Source organism: Labilibaculum manganireducens (assembly GCF_002843385.1).
GTDB lineage: Bacteria > Bacteroidota > Bacteroidia > Bacteroidales > Marinifilaceae > Labilibaculum > Labilibaculum manganireducens.
Window position 1 is genome coordinate 22761 of the sequence record NZ_MVDE01000022.1, and the last position, 21680, is coordinate 44440.

Here is a 21680-nt window from a genome sequence, read left to right on the forward strand (position 1 = left end):
TATATAAATTTTATTACTCAATTCTAAATGAAATTGTAGGTAAGTCTCTGGTTACACCATCCGGACCAACTGCCCTAATATCTTCAATATATAGTTTCTGACTTCTTTTTAAATTTCTAAACATATCAATCTGTTCCTTTGTAAATACATCCGATCTGGATTCCTGATCAACAGTAAAGCCTTTAACAATTGTAGAAACCGTAAAACCGGTAATTTTAAACTTTAAATCAAAGTCAAAATTATCCATCACTGCATCAACACCTGTTTGTACCAACAGTAAATTCTTTTTAATTTTACCACCACCTAAACCTGCAACTTTAGCAATAGGATCAGGAATTGGTTTCACTCTAAAATCAACAGTACGTAACGGCCTCCAGCCATCCTCAAATTGAGCTTCGACTTGTACCTTAGCATTCTTAAAAGCAATTTTTGGTTGTGCAATATATGCATCACCTTTTTTAATTAAGCTGCCATTTGTCATTGTCGCGCGTACTCTGTCCGATGCAAAACCAGGAGCCGATATGCTTACAGGATTGTCAACACCAACATAGAATACATTCATTTTAGTAGCCGACACCACTACATTTGGTTCTGCTACAATATAGCTTGATTTAAAGTCATATTTTTTATCAATTCCAGACGGACTGGTGTACGTGATAACACCTCCCCATGTTACCTCGCCAACTTTATCTGCTTTTGCTGTATAAACCCCCCGGCCATCTTTGAAGGTCTTAATGGCACCCTCCCGGTCAATAACTATTTTAGGATTTTGTGTCGTGTCAATAGCCGCAAGAAAAACCTGAGCCTCGTAGGTGTCACCTTTTAAAATGTAATTTGAGGGTGAAAATACTTCTGCTCTTAATTTATTGAATTTAAAGGATTCTGCTTCAATTTGATTGAATAAATAACTCACAATATCCGATTCAGTACTGCGGATATCTGTCTGAATTTTAGAAAGAAGTGTGACTGCTCCAATTAATGGTGTATGTGAAAATTGTAGAGACTCCCAAGAATAATTAGGATCACCTTTTGTCATCTTTTTTGGTTTTTCCGTATTCAGAGTTTTCATAATTGCTTTACGCAGAGTAGAATCTTTTCCTGCAACGTGACTTAATACCAAATCACGATAAGATTCAATAGCTTCTCTTAAAACTTTACCCTGTCCTCCAATAATCATAATTTCAGGAGGTACATCCAAATTGTCTCTACTCTCGATGTTATTCATATCGTATTCAGGACCATCTGCAGTTTTAACGATTCTATGTTTCAGAGAATCGATTAAATTTGATAATTTATTTGATTCGGATTTTATCTTGTTAGCATTATCCCAGGCTTCCTGAACTTTAGCCGGGTTTGCTTCCAAGGCAATTAGGAAATCCTTATATTTATTTTCATTTTTTTCTTCGAAGGTTTGAATGGTTTTAGCCAAACCATTATCAATAATCGTGAAAGCATTAAGGACTTCGTTTGATACATTTATCGCTAACATTGCTGTCAGGAATAAATACATCATCCCAATCATTTTTTGCCGTGGCGTTTCTTTACAATTCGTTGCTCCCATTTCAGCTCAGCTTGACAGTTAAATTAATTTTTTTTTCTTACATCCATGGCACTCAGCATATTACCGTATATGGTGTTAAGCGCGGCAAGATTTTCGTTTAACTGTTCAGTTTCTTTTTTGTAAGCTTGTGCATTTTGTAGAGTTACCGTAAGAGTTTCAAGAACTTTACCTAAATCCTGATGTACAGTTTTTGAATTAGTTATTTGCTCGTCACTTTGTTTTAACTGCAACTCGTAAATCGCGTTCAGTGATGACAGGTTGTTATTCAAGGCTGACATGGAACCATTAAACGTATTACTGTTTTCAGAGATTTTATCAAATCCGCTTTGTAAAGATTTGTCCAAATTTTGATAGGACTCTAACAACTGATTTCCTGACTCGTTTATATTTTTAGCAAAATTTTCACCTGATAAAGAAATTGTATTTGCAGTTTCTTGATAAGACTCTACTAATTTATTGCCTGACTCATTAACATTTTTTGCAAAACCTTCGCCTGAATTACTAATTGTATTAGCTGTTTCCTGATATGAATTACTTAGTTTTTGAGCTGAATTGGATAATTCTTCGGTTGATTCAGCGTATCTATTAGAAAATTCACCAACAGAACTTGACGCTTTCTGTATACTTTCAATGTAACCATTGGTTGCAATAGCTGCTTCAGATAGGTTCGAAAGGTTTTCTGCAACGTTGGTTAATTTTGCAAGCCCTTGACTTAAATTCGATATTTTGTCCGGATGAACACTCATTTTTTCCAGGAATGATTGTAATTGTTCCAGTCCTTCAACCTGAACACTGCCTCCGGCACCACCTTCTCTTGGTTCCAATCCAATTAATTCCGGATATACTAAACTCCAGTCTGGTTGCTCGTGTGGTGGTTCAAAAGCTGAGAAGAAAAAGATAATGGCCTCTACAGTCATACCAACGGTAAGAAGTTCTCCTGCATATGGGTAATGTTGTATTTTGAATAGTGCTCCAATTAAAACTACGGAAGCACCCCAGCCATATACATAGCCCATAAATTTTTTCCATCTAGGAGATTGAACAAGTTCGGTAATATTCATGATCAGTTAAGTTTGAAAAGGTCTAAAATAAATAGTCTACGGGTAATATTATTTACCTAAATGAGTTCTGACACAACGGAATCCGATATAAGATTTTGCAGTATCCTGATACTCGTATGTTCTGGTTGCACACTGCAAATAGTATCCTATATCTTTCCATGATCCTCCTCTGGTAACTTTTCTTTTTAAAGCTGGTGGATCATCGGGTAATGCATTGTATTCATAATTTGGATTCATATCATGAGTAAATGAATAGGCCGACTCATCGTAAGCTCCAGAAGTCCATTCTGCAACATTACCTGCCATATCATATAATCCGAATTCATTTGGCTCGTAGCTGCCAACAGGCAGGGTTACAAGACCTCCATCGTCTACGTAGTTTCCGCGCAGAGGTTTAAAATTGGCAAGAAAACATCCTTGGTCGTTTCTTGTATAGGGTCCACCCCATGGATACATATTTAATGCAATGCCTCCTCTGGCAGCATATTCCCATTCCGATTCTGTAGGTAATCGATAATCCTGAACAGGATAATCACCTTCTGCTTTTAATGCAGAATTGTGAAAACGGGTTCTCCAGATAGAAAATGCAGATGCTTGTTTCCATGAAACTCCAACTACAGGATAATCATCATAACCAGGATGCCAAAAATATTGTTTTGTCCAAGGTTCGTTATATGAGTAGGTAAAATCCTGAATCCAGCATAATGTGTCCGGGTAAATATTAAGGGCTTCTTTCATGATAAAAGAAGAACGGTCTTCAATTTTTTTACGGCCTCCTTTGTAATCATCAACCATTCCTTCATATTCTCCTGTTTCATAATTGTAACGGTTCGACTTTTTTGCGGCTTGCTGAAGATCAACCCACTCGTACTGATACTTTAGTTTACGGGAATCAATTTCTTTATTTCTGAAAAATCTTTCGTTAACAGGCAGATACATGTCTTCCAGAATTTCAGTATATTCTTCATTATCCCATTCCAATCTTTCGTCCCAATTAATAAAAGGAGGATCTATTGGATTGCCATTGTCATCTTCAGCAATTAAGAACTCTTCGAATTGTTGTCCTAATAATTCGCGTGCAATAGAATCTCTGACCCAATATACAAACTGACGATACTCATTGTTTGTAATCTCGGTTTCATCCATCCAATAAGATTCAACAGATACGGTTTTAGCCGTAGCATTAAGTGCCCAAGCTACATCCTGATCATTTGGACCAACAGTAAAGCTTCCTCGTGGAATCAATACCATACCATATGGTTTAGGTTCAAACCATTTACCTCTCTGACCCGCACCGGTAAGTTCTCCGTTCCCAGTGTTTTTGCCACAACTGGTTAAGAACAATAAAACAATTACACAAAGTGTTGTAAGTAGTTTATTCATAGTGGTTTTATAAATTATACTGATTGTATAGTTTTTCTAATTAATATTACAAAAATCGAATGCTCTTATATTTTTGATTTCGTTTTTCCAATTTTGTACTGAATCGATAAGCTAATAAAAACTCATGCGATCCTCTTGCAATTTTTGAGGTTGAAATGTCGTATGCATATCCAATTTGAATGCCATTATTAAACAAAACTCCTAACATTCCAACAATGGCGTCATCAACCCTATATGAAACGCCTCCCCAAATCTTTTTATTGTACCTGATGTTCGTATTTAAATCAAATTGAGACACTACGGCATCAGTTTTGTAAAAAACCGAAGGTAAAATTTCCCACGATTCATTTAATTCGTATCGATATCCTGCCATTGCATAATAATGACGCGCAAGATAGGTTTCAATATTTTCATTATATCCAATATTTGGTTTGTTCAGATGACTTACGGAAGTTCCTACATAAAAGTTGTCTGTTTTATAATATATTCCTAGTCCTAAATCAAAAACCATTTTACTGTCATCTACACTTGAAGAGCCCAAATCATCATCGGGTGTAGAAAAACCATCTCCGTCGGGAACAAACCATTCTCCTTTAAGGGAATTGTTTTGAAAACCGAAACTGAATCCAATATTTAAAGAACCTTCACCTGTTTTTCTTTGATATGCATAACTAAAACGTATGCCGGTATTCTTTTCGAAACCTAATTTATCGCTTAGTATAGTTAATCCAATTCCATGATCTGTTCCCATAAATGTAACTGGTGTGCTTATATTAAACACAGTGGTAACAGGAGCATTTTCGAAACCAACCCATTGTTGACGATTAATTGCCGACACAAATATATCCTTGTCTGCGCCAGCAAATGCAGGGTTTACAGAAAGAATATTGAACATGTTTTGACTGAACTGCGGATCTTGCTGAGCCTTTATTAATAAGGTGTTGCAAGACAATAATATGAAGAAAATAAATTTTTTCATGTAATACATTATGGTTCAGTAACGGTCAAAAACTGTGAGGGGTAAAGTAAATAAAAATAAATGTGCCTTACAAGTTTTATCAGAGGTTCAGGTGCATTAATCAATAATTTTTACGGTTCTATTTAAAACTTAATTTTTTTAATTATAACATTAAATTAAATAACAGGATGGTAGTCTACTTGTGTAGATTAGAGTTTCCCGTATTTTATTGTAAGTCTTATTTACGAGGGTTTTATTGTTTTGTTAAGAATTTTTGTAAATTTTAATGTGAAATTAACAATAAGATAAGATTATAGATTGTTTGAATTTAATTGTATGGCAATAAAAAAGGGCTGTCTGTATAGAAAGACAACCCTTAACTTTTTTTTTATTTTTTTTTATTTTTTTGCCTTTTTCGCAGCAACAGTTTTCTTTGTTGCCGCAGCTTTCTTTTTGGGCGGTGCTTTTTTTGTTGTTTTCTTCTTAGGTGCCGATTTAATAATTTTTAAGCAATCCTCATAACTTAGTGTCTTTGGATCCTCTAAATCTTTAGCCAGACGATAGTTTTCCTTTTGGTAAGAAATATAAGGTCCCCAACGACCGTTAAGAATTTGCAAATCTGCATCTTCATCAAAGGATTTGATGTGTTTCAATCTGTCTTTCTCCTTTTTTTCTTCTATAAGAACGATTGCTCTTTCCAAATCAATTTCCATCGGATCATCCACATCTTTCTTTAAAGAAGCAAATTTTCCATCGTGGCGAACGTATGGACCAAACCGACCAATTGCAACGACTACTTTTTTGTCTTCGTAAAGGCCAAGGTCTCTGGGAAGCTTAAATAAATCGATAGCTTCCTCAAGTGTGATTGTTTCCAGGTGCTGACCGGTACGAAGGCTTGCAAATTTTGGAGCTTCAGCGTTTTCATCATCAGAGCTTTCTCCTAGTTGTGCCATTGGACCATATCTTCCAATACGTACCAATATTACTTTGCCGGTAGCCGGATCGTTACCAAGAATTCTTTCTCCAGTTTCTCTTTCGGATTCTTCCAAAGTTTTTTCTACGTTAGCATGAAATGGATTGTAGAATTTTCCAATCATTTCGTACCACACAAGTTTCCCAACAGCTATGTCATCGAATTCTTTTTCCACATCTGCTGTGAAATTGTAATTCATGATTGTTGTAAAGTGCTTATTTAAAAAGTCAGTAACTACCATTCCTATATCCGCAGGAAAAAGCTTTTTGTTTTCAGCTCCGGTTATTTGAGTCTTGGTTTCTTCGGAAATATTATTATTTGAGAGCGTTATTATTTCATAGCTTCTTTCTATTCCGTCTCTGGATTCTTTTACAACGTATCCACGATTTTGAACTGTGGTAATTGTTGGGGCGTAAGTTGATGGCCGGCCAATTCCAAGTTCTTCTAATTTCTTCACTAAGCTGGCTTCGGTAAATCTTGCAGGACGATAGGTGAAATTCTGAGTGGCATTCATTATTTCTTCGCGAAGTAAATCGCCAACTGCAACTGTAGGCAGAAGTGTTTCTTCTTCTTTCTGATTTTCATCATCCGAAGATTCCATATACACTCTAAAGAATCCATCGAATTTGATCATTTCGCCAGATGCTACCAACTCCTTATTGTTTGTTGAGATGCCAATCTTAATATTCGTTTTTTCAAGCTTTGCATCAGCCATCTGAGACGCAATGGTTCGCTTCCAGATTAAATTGTACAAACGAATTTCATTAGATTCGCCTGAAATTTCGTCCTTATTTAAATAAGTAGGACGAATTGCCTCGTGAGCTTCCTGCGCTCCTTTGTTTTTTGTTTTATACCTCCTGATTTGAACGTATTCGGAACCATGACGTCTGGTGATTTCTTCCTTGGCTGCTGTAAGTGCAGTTTCCGCAAGATTTACCGAGTCAGTTCTCATGTAGGTAATATTTCCAGCTTCATAAAGGCGCTGAGCAACAGTCATTGTTTGTGCTACTGAAAATCCGAGTTTTCTGCTTGCCTCTTGTTGAAGGGTAGAAGTTGTAAATGGTGCTGCCGGTTTACGGGTAGATGGTTTTTTCTCGATATCATTAACCCGATACTCCGCATTTTTGCAGCTATTTAAGAATTTAAGAGTTTCCTCTTTTGTTGAAAATCTTTTAGGAAGTTCTGCTTTCAGTGTTTTTTCATCGCCATTCTTATCGGTTACAGTAAGAAGAGCAATAACTTTAAAATAAGATTCAGAGGTAAAGTCAATAATTTCCCTTTCTCTTTCAACAATTAAACGTACAGCAACCGATTGTACCCGTCCGGCCGATAATTGTGGTTTAACTTTTTTCCATAAAACAGGAGAAACTTCAAAACCAACCAATCTGTCAAGAATTCGTCTGGCTTGCTGTGCATTTACCAAATTCACATCAATATCACGTGGATTTTCAATTGCATTTAAAATTGCTTCTTTTGTAATTTCATGGAAAACGATACGTTTTGTATTTTCTTTTTTCAGCTTTAATACTTCGTATAAGTGCCATGCAATTGCTTCTCCCTCGCGATCCTCATCAGATGCGATCCAAACCGTAGAAGCTTCTTTTGCTAATTTCTTTAATTCAGCAACTACCTTTTTTTTATCTGTGGAAACAATATAATTGGGGGTGAAATTATTCTTGATGTCAATTCCAAAATCTTTCTTTTCTAAGTCTCTAATGTGCCCAAAGCTAGACTTCACAACAAAGTTTTTGCCTAAAAACTTTTCGATGGTTTTTGCTTTTGCAGGGGACTCGACTATTACTAAATTCTCTACCATACTTGTATCTTTACTTTGGAAAGTTTAGGTTAAAATTTTTGCAAAGTAAAACAATAAGGAAGCTAACTTCAAAATTTAATGATGATTATTTTGAAATTACCTTTTTCATTTATCTAAAATAATTCTAAATCAATAGAAGGTGTACCTCCAATAATTGTTCGAATAATATTTGCTATTTTTACAGCACAAATTAAATTAATTGATTTAAAATGTCAGAAAGAAACACTGAGTTTAACTCGGACAACGAACCAATTTCGAAAATACAAATGTTTAAAAAGCCATTGATTATTTTTTGGTCAGTTTTTTCGATATGTATATTAATTGCAGTACTTTTTTTTGCCGGTGTTTCAAATGGGACATTTGGCTTTATGCCTTCGTTTGAAGAATTGGAAAATCCTAAAAACAGTTTGGCAACAGAAGTGTATACAGTAGATGGAAATTTAATTGGTAAATTCTATTTTGAAAATCGATCTTTTGTTGAATATTCCGAATTGTCTCCATTTTTGGTGGATGCATTAATTGCTACGGAAGATGTGAGATTTAATGACCATTCGGGAATTGATGTACGTGGTTTAGGTCGGGTAGCAAAGGGATTGATTACTGGTGACAGAAGCGCTGGAGGAGGGAGTACAATTTCTCAGCAATTGGCTAAAATGTTATTTCCGCGAGAGAGTTTCGAGAAGAAAATGGAGATTGTTTTCAGGAAATTTCGTGAATGGGTGATTGCGGTAAAGCTGGAGCGAAGCTATACCAAAGAGGAGATCATGACCATGTACTTTAATAAATTTGATTTCTTAAACCTGGCAGTAGGTGTTAAGTCGGCTGCAAACGTATATTTTAATACAACACCTGATTCTCTTAAGATTGAGCAAGCTGCTATGCTTGTAGGTATGGCAAAAAACCCATCATATTTTAATCCGTTGCGACGACCTGAATTGACATTGAACCGACGTAATGTTGTTTTATCTCAAATGGTAAGGTATGATTACTTATCGAAAATGGAATTTGATTCATTGAAAAACCTTCCTTTAGGAATCGATTTTCAGAAGGTGGATCACAAAAGAGGAATGGCTCCCTATTTTAGAGAGTATCTGCGTACTTCTTTAACAGCAAACGAGCCGTCAAGAGACAGGTATCCATCTTATGCTGATCAACAATTTGTGAAAGATTCGATAGAGTGGGAAACCAATCCTTTTTATGGATGGTGCAATAAAAATGTAAAAGCAGATGGAACTCCATACAATATATATAAGGATGGATTGAAAATATATACAACCCTTGATTCCAGAATGCAGCGATATGCGGAAGAGGCTGTGGTTGAGCATCTAGGATCGGATTTGCAAAAAGCATTTAACCGGGAGAAAGAAAATCACAAATACCCGCCTTTTTCTGATGATTTATCTAAGGAGGATGTAGATCAAAATATCGAAACTTCAATGAGAAGAAGTGAAAGATATCGCGTTTTAAAGAAAAATGGCATGAGTTTGGATTCCATTCGGTTGGTATTTAAGAATCCTGTGAAAATGAGAATTTTCACATGGAAAGGAGAAAGAGATACCATTATGAGTCCAAATGATTCCATGCTTTATATGAAGGGATTTTTACGAGCTGGATTTATGTCGATGGAACCTCAAACCGGAGAAGTGCGTGCTTATGTTGGAGGACCAAATTATGAACATTTCATGTACGATATGGTTAATGTGGGTAAACGGCAGGTGGGATCAACTATAAAGCCATTTTTATACACTCTTGCCATGCAGGAAGGCCTGGGGCCTTGCGATAGGGTTCCCAATATCCCTCAGACTTTTATTTTGCCGGATGGAACACCTTGGACATCAAAAAATTCCACAGATGCCAGGAACGGTGAAATGGTGACTTTAAAGTGGGGGTTGGCTAATTCGGTGAACTATATATCTGCCTGGGTTTTGAAACAAACCACACCGGAATCGGTTGTTAAAATGGCTCATGAAATGGGTGTTATCAGTGAAATTGATCCAGTCCCATCTATCTTTTTAGGAACCTCAGAAATTACTGTATATGAAATGGTTGGAGCGTACTCAACGTTTGTAAATAAAGGGGTTTACATTAAACCAAGTTTCATCACTAAAATAGAAGATCATAAAGGAAATGTACTTGCTCAATCGGTTCCTCGAAAACATGAAGTAATGGATGAGCGAACAGCCTATTTAATGACAAATTTATTGCAAGGTGTTGTTCAGAGAGGAACCGGAGTCAGATTGAGATATAAATATGGTTTGATTAATCCTATCGGGGGTAAAACCGGAACGACACAGAATCATTCGGATGGGTGGTTCATGGGAATTACTCCTGAATTAGTTTCCGGTGTATGGGTTGGTGCCGAAGATCGTTCAGTTCATTTTGAGGGAATTTCGCTGGGACAGGGAGCGAATATGGCATTGCCAATTTGGGCTCTTTATATGCAGAAGGTTTATGCGGATAAAAGTTTGGGTATTACTCAGGGGGATTTTGAAAAACCAAGGGGTGTAAGTATAAATCTGGATTGCGATGATGAATCTAATGAATCGAATAACAAAGAATTGATAGAGTCGGAGAATGAAGATTTCTTTTAGATTTTCAGTAAATTTTTAGTTGGAAGATCAATATTTTTTCTTTAAAATTGTATTGAGATTCAGGTTTCCGAAAGGAAATAATAGGGAATCCTGTTTAAGCAGGAGCTGTCCCCGCAGCTGTAGATTCCGGTTCGTTTTTTCGAATCAGTATTTTAAGCAATAAAACCACTGTTCCTGAAGGAATGGGAAGGTGTTTAAAATTGGAATAAGCCAGAAGACCTGCCTGAGATCATGGATTTTAGCTTTCGGTGGAAAAAAGCGGAAAGATTCAGTTTATTTCTTTCTTATTCCGACGCTATTCGATTCGAACTGCCATACTCGAATCAACAAAATTCATAGTAACTGTTAAAGGTCGAAACGCAAGTTTCGACCTTATTTTTTATCTGAAAAGGGTTTGGAATACTTCTCCAACCTTGCTTACCAAATGAATTTTTATTTTAAATTTTGAGGTGTCAAGACCTTTGGAATTGTGTTTTGGAATGAAAATTTGTTTGAATCCCAACTTCTCAGCCTCACTAATTCGTTGATCTATTCTACTAACAGGTCTAATTTCTCCGGATAAACCTATTTCCCCCGAAAAACAGACTTCCTTAGGAATAGAAATATCTGTACTCGATGATAGTACAGCAAGAATTACTGCCAAATCGATAGCAGGATCGTTTACTTTAATTCCTCCTGCAATATTTAAGAATACATCCTTGGTTGAAAGTTTGAATCCGGCTCGCTTTTCCAAAACGGCTAAAAGCATGTTTAAACGACGAAGGTCGAAACCGGTTGATGACCGTTGAGGGGTTCCGTAAGCTGCAGAACTGACCAAAGCTTGTATTTCTATTAAAAAAGGACGCATTCCTTCTATCGATGCAGAAATAGTTACACCGCTTAGGCTTTCATCTTCATGTGAAAGAAGAAGCTCTGATGGGTTCGATACTTCCCGGAGTCCGTTGTGCTGCATCTCATAAATTCCCATCTCGGAGGTGGATCCAAACCGATTTTTTGTAGACCGCAATATTCGATACATGTGGTTTTGATCTCCCTCAAACTGAAGTACTGTATCCACCATGTGTTCCAAAATTTTAGGGCCGGCTAAATTTCCATCTTTTGTGATGTGGCCAATTAAAATTACAGGCGTTGACGATTCCTTAGCAAATCTTAATAGTTGAGATGTGCATTCTCTGATTTGTGATACACTGCCAGGTCCTGCTTCTATTGATTCTGTCGCAAGGGTTTGAATGGAATCAATAACTATAATATCCGGAGTGGTATTTTTTACATGAGAAAAGATATTCTCCATGGATGTTTCGCTAACAATCAGACAGTTTTCGTTATCGGAATTTATGCGGTTGCCACGCAGTTTTATTTGTTGGGCACTCTCTTCCCCCGACACATATAAGGTTGTATAGTTTTTTAAATTCAGGGCAATTTGAAGAGCAAGTGTTGATTTGCCAATTCCCGGCTCCCCACCAATTAATATTAACGATCCGGGAACAAGGCCTCCCCCAAGAACTCTATTTAATTCTCCGTTTTTGGTGTCGAATCGTGATGCTTCCGACGAAGATATTTCAGATATTTTTTGAGGTTTGTTTTTTTTGCTCTGTCCATTGATTCCTGCTATTGTTGATGCTGTTGATTTTACAACAACTTCCTCAACGAAGGAATTCCATTCTCCGCAAGAGGGACATTTTCCTACCCATTTTGTAGATTCTACTCCACAACTCTGACAAAACCAGGCGCTTTTTGTTTTTGCTTTGGTGGCCATGCGTAATCAATTAGTAATTATTAATTAACAATGATGAATTGTTTAGAATTCTTGAGATTGATAATTATTTAAAAAGTCTGGTTTGCTTCTTTTTAATCTCTATCCTTTTTCCTTTATTTTATTAATGATTCCGGTTGAAGAGAATCCTTCAATGAAATCAAGTGTTTTAATTTCTCCTCCTTTGGCTTTTACAATGTCGTATCCAACAATGTCTTCAGCATTGTAATCGCTTCCTTTAACCAAGATGTCAGGCTGAACAAAATTAATTAGTTCGTAGGGTGTTTGTTCGTCAAAGTAAATTACCATGTCTACAAAGCCTAATGATGCCAATAGAAAAGCTCTTGAATATTCATCAATAATTGGTCGGTCAGGACCTTTTAGTTTTTGAACGGAGGCATCAGTATTTAAACCAATAATTAGTTTATTGCCCATAGAGGCTGCTGAAGCTAAATAGTCTAGATGTCCGCGGTGAACCAGATCAAAACAGCCATTGGTGAAAACAATTTTATTTTCCTTGAATCTCCAGGTTTGAAGAAGGTTAAAGGCGTTTTTTTTATCAGATATGATTTTATTTTTTACAATATCAAGTTTATTCATTGGGCTGACTTTATTTAAAGCTAATAATTTACAAGTATAGAGTATCGGAAACAAAGTATCAAGAATCGTGATCAAATTGTTCAATCTCTATTCTGTAAGTAAATTTTAATATTTGAATCGTTTTAGAGTGGCAAGGCCATAAAAAAAGGGCTGATCGGTTAGAACAGCCCTGTACTTATTAAATACTGTAATTTAAATCAATTTGTTGGTAGCAGTATCAGGAAAAACCAAACTAGGTTCCCATAATTTTGCTTCCTCAAATTCCATAGATGCATAAGAGATGATGATAACAATATCACCAACAGCACATTTTCTGGCGGCAGGGCCATTCAAACAAATGGTTCCGGAGCCTCTTTCACCACGAATAACATAGGTTTCCAATCGTTCTCCGTTGTTTACGTTAACAATTTGAACTTTCTCATTTTCAATTAGATTGGCTGCGTCCATTAAGTCTTCATCAATGGTTACACTTCCAACATACTGAAGATCAGCACCAGTTACTGACGCTTTGTGAATTTTCGATTTACAAACTTCAATGTACATATCGTTTTTTAACTAATTTTAAAAAGTAACGTTATCTATCAGGCGGGTTTTCCCAACCTGAACTGTAATACAACCTATCTTATTATTTGACTCATTCCAGTCGTTAATCACCTCAAGGGTTGTATCGTTAACAATCTCAAAATACTCGACTGAAAGATAATTGTTTTTATTGATTTCTTCAACAACCCATTCTTTCAATTGAGAAACACTTAATTCCGCGACTAAGTTACGAGCTTTAAATAAAGTTTCAGAGATTTTACAAGCATTTTTTCTCTGATCTTCAGAGAGCAAAACATTCCTTGAGCTCATCGCTAAACCGTCCTTTTCCCTGATAATAGGGCAGGGAACGATATTAACATTTAACTTAAGATCTTTTGTCATCTGCTTAATAACAGCTACTTGTTGGAAATCTTTTTGTCCAAAGTAGGCATTTTCAGGGCTTACGATATCGAAAAGTTTACTAACAACCTGAGCAACACCATTGAAATGACCCGGACGTTTTTTCCCTTCCATAACCCTGTCAAGAACACCGAAATCAAAAATTCTGGTGTCAGGTTCAGGATAAATTTCATTTACTTCCGGAATAAAAATTAGGTCTGGTTTGCAGTCCGAAAGTTTCTCCAAGTCCTCTTCAATAGTTCTTGGGTAAGTCAATAAATCCTCTGGATTATTGAACTGTGTTGGGTTTACAAAAATACTAACAACTGTAATATCATTGTTTTTTACAGATGTATCTACAAGAGACAAATGCCCCTTATGAAGAGCTCCCATTGTAGGAACAAATCCAATTGTTTTTCCTTCTGCCTTTAACTTGCTGATCTTACTTTTAATCTCAGCAACAAGCTTTACTGTTTCCATCCCTTGAATTGTGTCGGTAAAATCTAATTGATTTTTATTTAAGACTGCAAATAAAATAAATAAATATAAATTGGAGAAATATTAATTGCATTTAATTGTATTGTAGGAGCTTTAAGCTTCGCTTTCGGACAGGTATGTTAATTATTTTTACTAATTTTGCGCAGATAATCTGTATTATATTATTAGCGACTATATGGAAAAGACAAAAGTATTGTTTGTTTCACAAGAAATTACCCCTTATCTTCCTGAAACTGAAATGTCTGCAATAGGTAGATATCTACCTCAGGGAATCCAGGAAAAAGGAAAAGAGATCAGAACTTTCATGCCCAGATATGGATGTATCAATGAGAGAAGAAACCAACTACATGAAGTTATCCGCCTTTCGGGAATGAATTTAATAATTGATGATACAGATCATCCATTAATTATTAAGGTTGCCTCGATTCAAGCGGCTCGTATGCAAGTTTATTTCATTGATAATGAGGATTATTTTCATAGAAAAGAGATTCTGTTAGATGAAAACGGAGATGCTTTTGAGGATAATGATGAAAGAGCTATTTTCTTTGCAAGAGGGGTACTTGAAACAGTTAAAAAATTGAGATGGGCGCCGGATGTAGTACATTGTCAAGGTTGGTTCACCGGTTTGGTGCCTTTGTATTTGAAAAAATCATTCAATGAGGATCCGTTATTTACTGATACAAAGGTTGTTTTCTCCATGTATGATGATGAATTCTCAACAAAATTCAGCAGTCGGTTTAGAGAAAAGTCAATTATTGAGGGAGTTAGTCAGGAGGATGTTAGTATTTTAGAAGATGCGAGTTATGTTGCACTTCATAAATTAGCAATTGATCAGTCTGATGCCCTGATTATGGGAAGTCCTCAAATAAACGCAGAAGTGATGGCATATGCAGTTGCTTCAGGAAAACCTTTTCTGGAGTATAAGAACAAGGATGAATATGTGTTGGCTTACTCAGAACTTTATGACGAATTAGTAGCAGAATAGTTACTATTTACGATATATTCAAAAGGTGTATTTAAGCATTTGCTTACTTACACCTTATTTTTTTATTCTTTAATATACTTTAAGAAGTTTGGAGAGCTTTCTAACTTATCGTATTTTTAGCTGGATTTATGATAATTCAATCGGTGATGCCTGTTTTAACGCTAACTAATTGCTGGCAAGGCATGTATCTTTATTTGATGAATTGTTTTTTAACAAGTTTCGCGTGGTACCGAAACTGAAATATTTGTATTTATGTGTGGAATAGTTGGTTACATTGGGGATAAGCAGGCTTATCCTATACTCATTAATGGTCTTAAAAGATTAGAATACAGAGGGTATGATTCTGCAGGAGTTGCTCTTCGTACAAATCGGACTCAGGTATTTAAGTGCAAGGGAAAGGTTCAGGATCTGGAAAATCATGCCAAAGGAAATGATGTTTCGGGAACCATTGGAATTGGACATACCCGCTGGGCAACTCACGGGGAACCTAACGATGAAAATGCTCATCCTCATAGTTCGATGAATAACAAATTTGTAATTATTCATAACGGAATTATTGAAAATTACTCAACCTTAAAGGATAAGCTGATTAAAAGAGGATATGCTTTTCAAAGTGATACAGATACAGAAGTTCTGGCAAATTTGATTGAGTATATCTATTTGAAAGGTGAAGTTTCTGCAGAACTTGCAGTTCGATTGGCTTTAACAAAAGTGGTTGGAGCTTATGGTTTGGTTGTTATTTGTGATGATGAACCAGATAAATTAATTGCGGCCAGAAAAGGAAGTCCATTGGTGGTTGGAGTTGGAAACGGAGAATATTTTCTTGCTTCGGATGCCACACCTATTATTGAATATACTAATAGTGTTATCTATCTGAATGATAATGATGTTGCGATTATAAGCAGAGATGAATTGGTTTTAAAAACCATTCAGAATGACAAATTAACTCCCCATGTTCAACAATTGGATTTGGATATTGAGCAAATTGAAAAAGGCGGCTACGATCATTTCATGTTAAAAGAAATTTTCGAACAGACCAGCTCTATTTATGACACTATCCGGGGAAGAATTTCTACTACAAATAAAGAGGTATTTTTAGGTGGGATAAATGATGTTATTCCGCAATTGGTGAATGCCCGCCGAATATTAATTATTGGATGTGGAACATCATGGCACGCAGGAATGGTAGGGGAATACTTGTTTGAAGAATTTGCCCGAATTCCTGTTGAGGTAGAATATGCATCTGAATTCCGTTATAGAAATCCTGTGATATTTAAGGATGACATCGTTTTGGCGATTAGTCAGAGTGGTGAAACTGCCGATACCTTGGCTGCTATTAAATTAGCTAAAGAGGCTGGTGCTACTGTTCTTGGTATTTGTAATGTGGTAGGATCAAGTATTCCCCGTGAAACTCATGCGGGTGTATATACTCATGCCGGGCCGGAAATTGGAGTTGCTTCTACAAAGGCATTTACAGCGCAGGTTACTGTGCTAACCATGATGGCAATGCTTGTTGGATACCGTAAAGGAACTCTGGCTAAGGATGTATATGAAGAGCTTATTGCAGAATTTCCAAATCTTCCGGAAAAGATAAAAAGAATCCTGGATAAAGAAGATGACATTAAAGAATTATCGAAACAATACATGAATTCTACCAATGCTCTTTATTTAGGACGAGGTTTCCTATTTCCGGTAGCTTTGGAGGGAGCTCTAAAATTAAAAGAAATTTCCTACATACATGCCGAAGGATATCCTGCTGCAGAAATGAAACATGGACCAATTGCTCTTATAGATGAACAAATGCCGGTTTTTGTTGTTGCAACAAAGGATAAATCTTACGATAAAATTGTAAGTAATATTCAGGAAGTAAAGGCAAGAAAGGGACACGTAATTGCTATTGTTACTGAAGGCGATACTGTAATTAGTAAAATGGCCGATTTCGTGGTGGAAATTCCAGAAACCTTGGAACCATTGGCACCATTGTTAACGGTTATTCCTTTTCAGTTGATTTCTTATTATATCGCTGTTTACAGAGGCTGTAATGTTGATCAGCCAAGAAATTTAGCAAAATCTGTTACTGTAGAGTAACTTAAGATTTAAGAATTACAAATAGAGCGATGTGATTGTTTCACATCGCTCTTCTTTTTATCGGTTGGTATATTGTTGTTCGTAGAACTTTTCGTAGTCTCCCGACAGAATATTATTCATCCAGTCTGAATTTCGCAGATACCAGTCAATTGTTTGCTCAAAACCCTCTTCGAATTGGATGCTTGGCTGCCATCCCAATTCTTTTTTAATTTTTGTTGCATCTATAGCATAACGCTGGTCATGACCTGCTCTGTCCTTCACAAAAGTGATTAATTGCTGTGAACTTCCTGTTTCACGATTCAGTTTCTGATCCATAATATCACAAAGTTTTTTCACTAAATCCAGGTTAGTCCATTCGTTATCTCCTCCAATATTATAGGTCTCTCCAATCTTCCCATCATGGTAAATGGAATCAATTGCCAAAGCATGATCTTTTACAAACAGCCAGTCTCTTATATTATCTCCTTTGCCATAAATAGGCAATGGTTTAGAATTTTTAATGTTGTTTATTACCAACGGAATGAGTTTTTCAGGAAACTGATTTGCACCGTAATTATTGGAGCAATTCGACAATACAACCGGAAGTTTATAGGTGTGAAAGTACGCCCGCACCAAATGGTCTGAGCTTGCTTTTGAAGCAGAATACGGACTTCTCGGATCGTAAGAAGTTGCTTCGGTAAATTTCCCTGTTTTTCCTAAGGAACCGTATACTTCATCGGTAGATATGTGGTAGAATTTTTTGTCATCCATATCATTGGCCCAACATTCTTTAGCTGCATTAAGAAGGTTTACAGTTCCAACAATATTGGTCATAATAAAGGCTAAAGGATCTGAAATTGATCTATCAACATGAGACTCTGCGGCTAAATGCAGAACGCCATCAAATTTATAATTTTTAAAAAGGTTTGATACAAATGCCAGATCTGTTATGTCACCTTTTATAAAAGTGTAATTTACTTTGGAGTCGATATCTCTTAAATTTTCAAGATTCCCGGCATAAGTAAGTGCGTCAAGGTTAATGATTCGATAGTTTGGATATTTGTTTACAAACAAACGAACCACATGTGAACCAATAAATCCGGCACCTCCCGTAATTAATATATTTTTTTTCACGTTCAGATAATATTTATAGTTATTTCACCTTAAAATACTCATAATAATCTCAAGGGTAAAAAATATTGGAAACAGTTTATGTATTATTTTTAATGCTATCAAAAATACAATAGTTTATTGGAGAGTACCTCTTTCTGAATTGATGCATAATATATTTTTGTGTTGTGAAAAGCTTGGTTTATAGTTGATTACTTTTTTTTACGATAAATTCGATTTGAGTGGTGTATATTTTTGATTATATTTGTGTATTATGCTGGAAGTATCAAAATATATTAAAGATCTTTTATTTATTCACGATTGCGTGATATTACCTGGGTTTGGTGGCTTTGTTGCCAACTATAAACCTGCTAATATCGACGATAATTTGAATATTGTTTTTCCTCCGTCCAAAGCTATTGGATTTAACCGTAATTTATCGAAAAATGATGGTTTGCTGATTAATAGATTGGCTGAATCGGAAAATCTGAGTTATTCAGAGGCTGAAAAATCTGTTCAGTTTTTTACTGAAGATATCCGTGTTCGAATTCAGCGTGGAGAAAGAGTTGTGTTGGATCAGGTAGGATGTTTTTACAATGACAGAAGGCATAACATGCTGTTTGAGCCTTCAAAAGAAATTAATTATTTGGTAGATGCATTTGGTTTGGAGCAAATAGATCTTCCTAAACTATCCTTATCTACAGAAGAAAAAATTCATCCGGCAATTATATCTCAAGCTAAAGTAAGGACGCTTTTTACGACAAAACGTTTGTGGTATGCCGCAGCAGCTATTCCTTTTGTATTGACAATAGCCTTACTTCCAATGAATTCTGAACGTTCATTCTTTGGTAACGAAGCTTCTATGGGAATGATGGAAGGCAAGAAAGAAATTACCGAGAAGATAGTTCAATTAAAACCGGTAATTTCCCCACCTGAAGAGATGGTTATATTTGAGCCAAAGCTTACAAAGGAAGTGAAACTGGATGAGTTGCGTGAAGGCAGATTTTATTTGATTTCGGGTAGTTTTACTTCGATGAAAAATGCAGAAATATTAAAACAGGAATTGATTTCTAAATCTTATCCTGCTGTCATAATTAAAAATAAAAATTTGTATTCCGTTGCGATCAATCAATTTGATAAAAGAGCAGATGCTGATCAATTTAAAAAGAAGGTAATTGCTAAGAATTCAAAAGCTTACTGCTGGGTTCTGAAAAAATAAAGATCTAAAAAAAACGCTTTCCGATAGAAAGCGTTTTTTTTATCTTAAATTTTTAAGTCCTGAATTATCTGATTTCAGAACCTGGTTTTATGCTTTGGTCCGGAGAAACAAAAGATAATTTTCCATCGGCATCTTCAGCCATCAAAATCATCCCCTGAGATTCAATTCCTTTTAATTGTTTTGGCTCCAGATTCACTAATATACTCACCTGCTTACCAATAATTTCTTCAGGTTTGTAGTGTTCTGCAATGCCTGAAACAACAGTTCTTTGATCAATTCCGGTATCAACAGTTAGTTTTAAAAGCTTTTTTGTTTTTGCTACCTTTTCAGCTGCTGTAATTGTTCCAACACGAACATCCAGTTTCATGAAATCATCAAAGTTGATATTATCTTTTGCCGGTGCAACTACCTTTTTTTCTGCTTCGTTAGCTGCTTTTGTTGCCAAAAGCTTGTCTACCTGAGCTTGTATTGTTTCATCCTCAATTTTTTCGAAAAGTAAAGATGCAGTATTTATTTGATGATGATTTGCAATAACATTAGCACCAATATTTTCCCAGGCCAAAGTCCCGATGTTCAAAAATCCGCGAAGTTTGCTGGCTGTAAATGGCAAAAACGGCTCGATTAAGGTCGATAGATTGGCTGTAATCTGAAGACTAATATTCATGATCGTTTTTACTCTTTCTTCATCAGTCTTAATCAGTTTCCAAGGTTCAGTATCTGCTAAATACTTATTTCCCAGACGCGCTAAATTCATTGCTTCTTTTAATGCTTCACGAAAATGATAAGTTTCAAGATTCTTTTCAACTTGTTCTTTAAAGACAGGAATCTGGGCTAATGTTTCTTTATCGAAATCAGTTAATTCTCCTTGCGCAGGAATTATTCCATTGTAATATTTATGAGTAAGAACCAAAGCACGATTCACAAAGTTTCCTAAAATTGCAACCAGCTCATTGTTGTTTCTTGCCTGAAAATCTTTCCATGTAAAGTCATTATCTTTAGTTTCCGGAGCATTTGCGGTCAAAACATACCTTAAAACATCTTGTTTATCAGGGAATTCCTCTAAATATTCGTGCAGCCATACCGCCCAGTTTCTACTTGTCGAAATTTTGTCACCTTCCAGATTTAAGAATTCGTTGGCAGGAACATTATCTGGTAGTATATAAGATCCTTCAGCCTTAAGCATTGCCGGGAAAATGATGCAATGGAATACGATATTGTCTTTCCCAATAAAATGAACCATCTTCGAATCATCAGATTTCCAGTATTTTTCCCAGTCGGGAGTTAATTCTTTTGTAGCCGAAATATATCCAATTGGGGCATCGAACCAAACGTAAAGAACTTTTCCTTCTGCGCCCTCAGCAGGAACAGGAACACCCCAATTTAAATCGCGGGTTACTGCTCTTGGGTGCAATCCGGTATCCAACCAGGATTTACATTGTCCGTAAACATTTGGTTTCCATTCTTTATGATCTTCGAGAATCCATTTTTTCAGATCATTCTCATATTTATCTAAAGGCAAATACCAGTGTTTGGTTTCTTTTAATTCCGGCTTATTTCCGGTAATTGATGAGGTTGGATTGATTAAATCTGTTGCATTTAGTGAAGTTCCACAGCTTTCGCATTGATCACCATATGCTCCGTCGTTATTACAATGAGGACAAGTTCCGGTAATGTATCTGTCTGCAAGGAATTGATTCGCAATAGCATCGTAATATTGCTCACTTGTTTTTACGATAAATTCTCCTTTGTTATCTAAGGTCTTAAAAAATTCAGACGCAGTTTCGTGGTGTGTTTCTGAGCTTGTTCTGGAATAAATGTCAAAAGTAATTCCGAACTTCTCAAATGAATCTTTGATGATGTTGTGATATTTATCCACAACATCCTGCGGGGTAATGCCTTCCTTTTGTGCTTTAATAGTAATAGGTACACCATGTTCGTCTGAACCTCCAATTAGTAGTACATCTTCTCCTTTTATTCTAAGGTATCTTGTGTAGATATCTGCAGGAACATATACTCCAGCCAAATGACCAATATGAACCGGTCCGTTTGCATAAGGTAAAGCCGTGGTTACAAGTGTTCTATTAAATTTCTTCATTTGTGATTATATTTTTTCTTAAGGAATTGCCTTTTATTGTTTTGAGATGAAGGATTCCTCTGTTAATTTTGTTTACTGATTATTGTTTA

15 protein-coding genes and 1 riboswitch are annotated in these 21680 nt (G+C 36.0%); of the genes, 4 read left to right on the forward strand and 11 right to left on the reverse strand.

Annotated features, from left to right (window positions below; all coding sequences use genetic code 11):
• Positions 1–13 precede the first annotated feature (13 nt).
• The 5 genes from porM to topA form a co-directional block, all read right to left on the reverse strand.
• Positions 14–1561 carry a type IX secretion system motor protein PorM/GldM gene (gene porM / locus BZG01_RS14105; protein WP_101310488.1) on the reverse strand — a complete coding sequence of 516 codons (1548 nt, stop codon included), beginning with the start codon at positions 1559–1561 and terminating at the stop codon, positions 14–16.
• Positions 1562–1584: 23 nt separating this feature from the next.
• On the reverse strand, positions 1585–2622 hold the full coding sequence (porL, locus tag BZG01_RS14110; protein WP_101310489.1) for a type IX secretion system motor protein PorL/GldL: 1038 nt from the start codon (positions 2620–2622) through the stop codon (positions 1585–1587).
• 48 nt (positions 2623–2670) lie between these two features.
• The gene (porK, locus tag BZG01_RS14115) at positions 2671–4005 is read right to left on the reverse strand and encodes a T9SS ring complex lipoprotein PorK/GldK (RefSeq protein WP_101310490.1); all 1335 of its coding nucleotides are present in this window, start codon (positions 4003–4005) and stop codon (positions 2671–2673) included.
• 46 nt (positions 4006–4051) lie between these two features.
• Positions 4052–4984 carry a PorP/SprF family type IX secretion system membrane protein gene (locus tag BZG01_RS14120; RefSeq protein ID WP_180327327.1) on the reverse strand — a complete coding sequence of 311 codons (933 nt, stop codon included), beginning with the start codon at positions 4982–4984 and terminating at the stop codon, positions 4052–4054.
• A gap of 377 nt (positions 4985–5361) precedes the next feature.
• Positions 5362–7752 (reverse strand): type I DNA topoisomerase, encoded by a 2391-nt coding sequence (gene topA, locus BZG01_RS14125; RefSeq protein WP_101310492.1) that lies wholly within the window; start codon positions 7750–7752, stop codon positions 5362–5364.
• Positions 7753–7961: 209 nt separating this feature from the next.
• On the opposite strand from topA, the gene BZG01_RS14130 reads away from it, so the two are divergent.
• Positions 7962–10343: a penicillin-binding protein 1A gene (locus tag BZG01_RS14130; RefSeq protein WP_245870377.1), complete on the forward strand. Its 2382-nt coding sequence runs from the start codon at positions 7962–7964 to the stop codon at positions 10341–10343.
• Positions 10344–10387: 44 nt separating this feature from the next.
• Positions 10388–10584, forward strand: a riboswitch (cobalamin riboswitch).
• 138 nt (positions 10585–10722) lie between these two features.
• Here BZG01_RS14130 and radA read toward each other — a convergent pair.
• From radA to panC, 4 genes are all read right to left on the reverse strand, one after another.
• Positions 10723–12099: a DNA repair protein RadA gene (gene radA, locus BZG01_RS14135; RefSeq protein ID WP_101310493.1), complete on the reverse strand. Its 1377-nt coding sequence runs from the start codon at positions 12097–12099 to the stop codon at positions 10723–10725.
• A gap of 99 nt (positions 12100–12198) precedes the next feature.
• Positions 12199–12696, reverse strand: a complete 498-nt coding sequence (gene rfaE2, locus BZG01_RS14140) for a D-glycero-beta-D-manno-heptose 1-phosphate adenylyltransferase (protein ID WP_101310494.1) — start codon at positions 12694–12696, stop codon at positions 12199–12201.
• Positions 12697–12888: 192 nt separating this feature from the next.
• Complete coding sequence (gene panD / locus BZG01_RS14145; RefSeq protein WP_101310495.1) at positions 12889–13239, reverse strand: aspartate 1-decarboxylase; 351 nt, start codon at positions 13237–13239, stop codon at positions 12889–12891.
• Positions 13240–13257: 18 nt separating this feature from the next.
• Positions 13258–14097, reverse strand: coding sequence for a pantoate--beta-alanine ligase (gene panC, locus BZG01_RS14150; protein WP_101310496.1), 840 nt, complete (start codon positions 14095–14097; stop codon positions 13258–13260).
• Between the two features lie 193 nt (positions 14098–14290).
• Here panC and BZG01_RS14155 point away from each other — a divergent pair, with 193 nt between their 5' ends.
• Positions 14291–15100, forward strand: a complete 810-nt coding sequence (locus BZG01_RS14155; protein ID WP_101310497.1) for a glycogen/starch synthase — start codon at positions 14291–14293, stop codon at positions 15098–15100.
• Positions 15101–15352: 252 nt separating this feature from the next.
• Complete coding sequence (gene glmS, locus BZG01_RS14160; protein WP_101310498.1) at positions 15353–17188, forward strand: glutamine--fructose-6-phosphate transaminase (isomerizing); 1836 nt, start codon at positions 15353–15355, stop codon at positions 17186–17188.
• A gap of 57 nt (positions 17189–17245) precedes the next feature.
• On the opposite strand, the gene rfbB is transcribed toward glmS, so the two are convergent.
• Entirely contained in the window at positions 17246–18301 is a 1056-nt protein-coding gene (gene rfbB, locus BZG01_RS14165) for a dTDP-glucose 4,6-dehydratase (protein WP_101310499.1), read from the reverse strand.
• Positions 18302–18551: 250 nt separating this feature from the next.
• Here rfbB and BZG01_RS14170 point away from each other — a divergent pair, with 250 nt between their 5' ends.
• Positions 18552–19496: an HU domain-containing protein gene (locus BZG01_RS14170; protein ID WP_101310500.1), complete on the forward strand. Its 945-nt coding sequence runs from the start codon at positions 18552–18554 to the stop codon at positions 19494–19496.
• 64 nt (positions 19497–19560) lie between these two features.
• Here BZG01_RS14170 and metG read toward each other — a convergent pair whose 3' ends face one another.
• A complete protein-coding gene (metG, locus tag BZG01_RS14175; protein ID WP_101310501.1) occupies positions 19561–21591 on the reverse strand; it encodes a methionine--tRNA ligase in 2031 nt (676 codons plus the stop codon).
• Positions 21592–21680: the final 89 nt, after the last annotated feature.

Bases quoted from the DNA above. Each gene is read 5' to 3' on its own strand.
- porK (WP_101310490.1), bottom strand. From the start codon at position 4,005: ATGAATAAACTACTTACAACACTTTGTGTAATTGTTTTATTGTTCTTA.
- glmS (WP_101310498.1), top strand. From the start codon at position 15,353: ATGTGTGGAATAGTTGGTTACATTGGGGATAAGCAGGCTTATCCTATA.
- BZG01_RS14120 (WP_180327327.1), bottom strand. From the start codon at position 4,984: ATGAAAAAATTTATTTTCTTCATATTATTGTCTTGCAACACCTTATTA.
- BZG01_RS14155 (WP_101310497.1), top strand. From the start codon at position 14,291: ATGGAAAAGACAAAAGTATTGTTTGTTTCACAAGAAATTACCCCTTAT.
- porM (WP_101310488.1), bottom strand. From the start codon at position 1,561: ATGGGAGCAACGAATTGTAAAGAAACGCCACGGCAAAAAATGATTGGG.
- BZG01_RS14130 (WP_245870377.1), top strand. From the start codon at position 7,962: ATGTCAGAAAGAAACACTGAGTTTAACTCGGACAACGAACCAATTTCG.
- metG (WP_101310501.1), bottom strand. From the start codon at position 21,591: ATGAAGAAATTTAATAGAACACTTGTAACCACGGCTTTACCTTATGCA.
- BZG01_RS14170 (WP_101310500.1), top strand. From the start codon at position 18,552: ATGCTGGAAGTATCAAAATATATTAAAGATCTTTTATTTATTCACGAT.
- radA (WP_101310493.1), bottom strand. From the start codon at position 12,099: ATGGCCACCAAAGCAAAAACAAAAAGCGCCTGGTTTTGTCAGAGTTGT.
- rfaE2 (WP_101310494.1), bottom strand. From the start codon at position 12,696: ATGAATAAACTTGATATTGTAAAAAATAAAATCATATCTGATAAAAAA.
- panD (WP_101310495.1), bottom strand. From the start codon at position 13,239: ATGTACATTGAAGTTTGTAAATCGAAAATTCACAAAGCGTCAGTAACT.
- topA (WP_101310492.1), bottom strand. From the start codon at position 7,752: ATGGTAGAGAATTTAGTAATAGTCGAGTCCCCTGCAAAAGCAAAAACC.
- panC (WP_101310496.1), bottom strand. From the start codon at position 14,097: ATGGAAACAGTAAAGCTTGTTGCTGAGATTAAAAGTAAGATCAGCAAG.
- porL (WP_101310489.1), bottom strand. From the start codon at position 2,622: ATGAATATTACCGAACTTGTTCAATCTCCTAGATGGAAAAAATTTATG.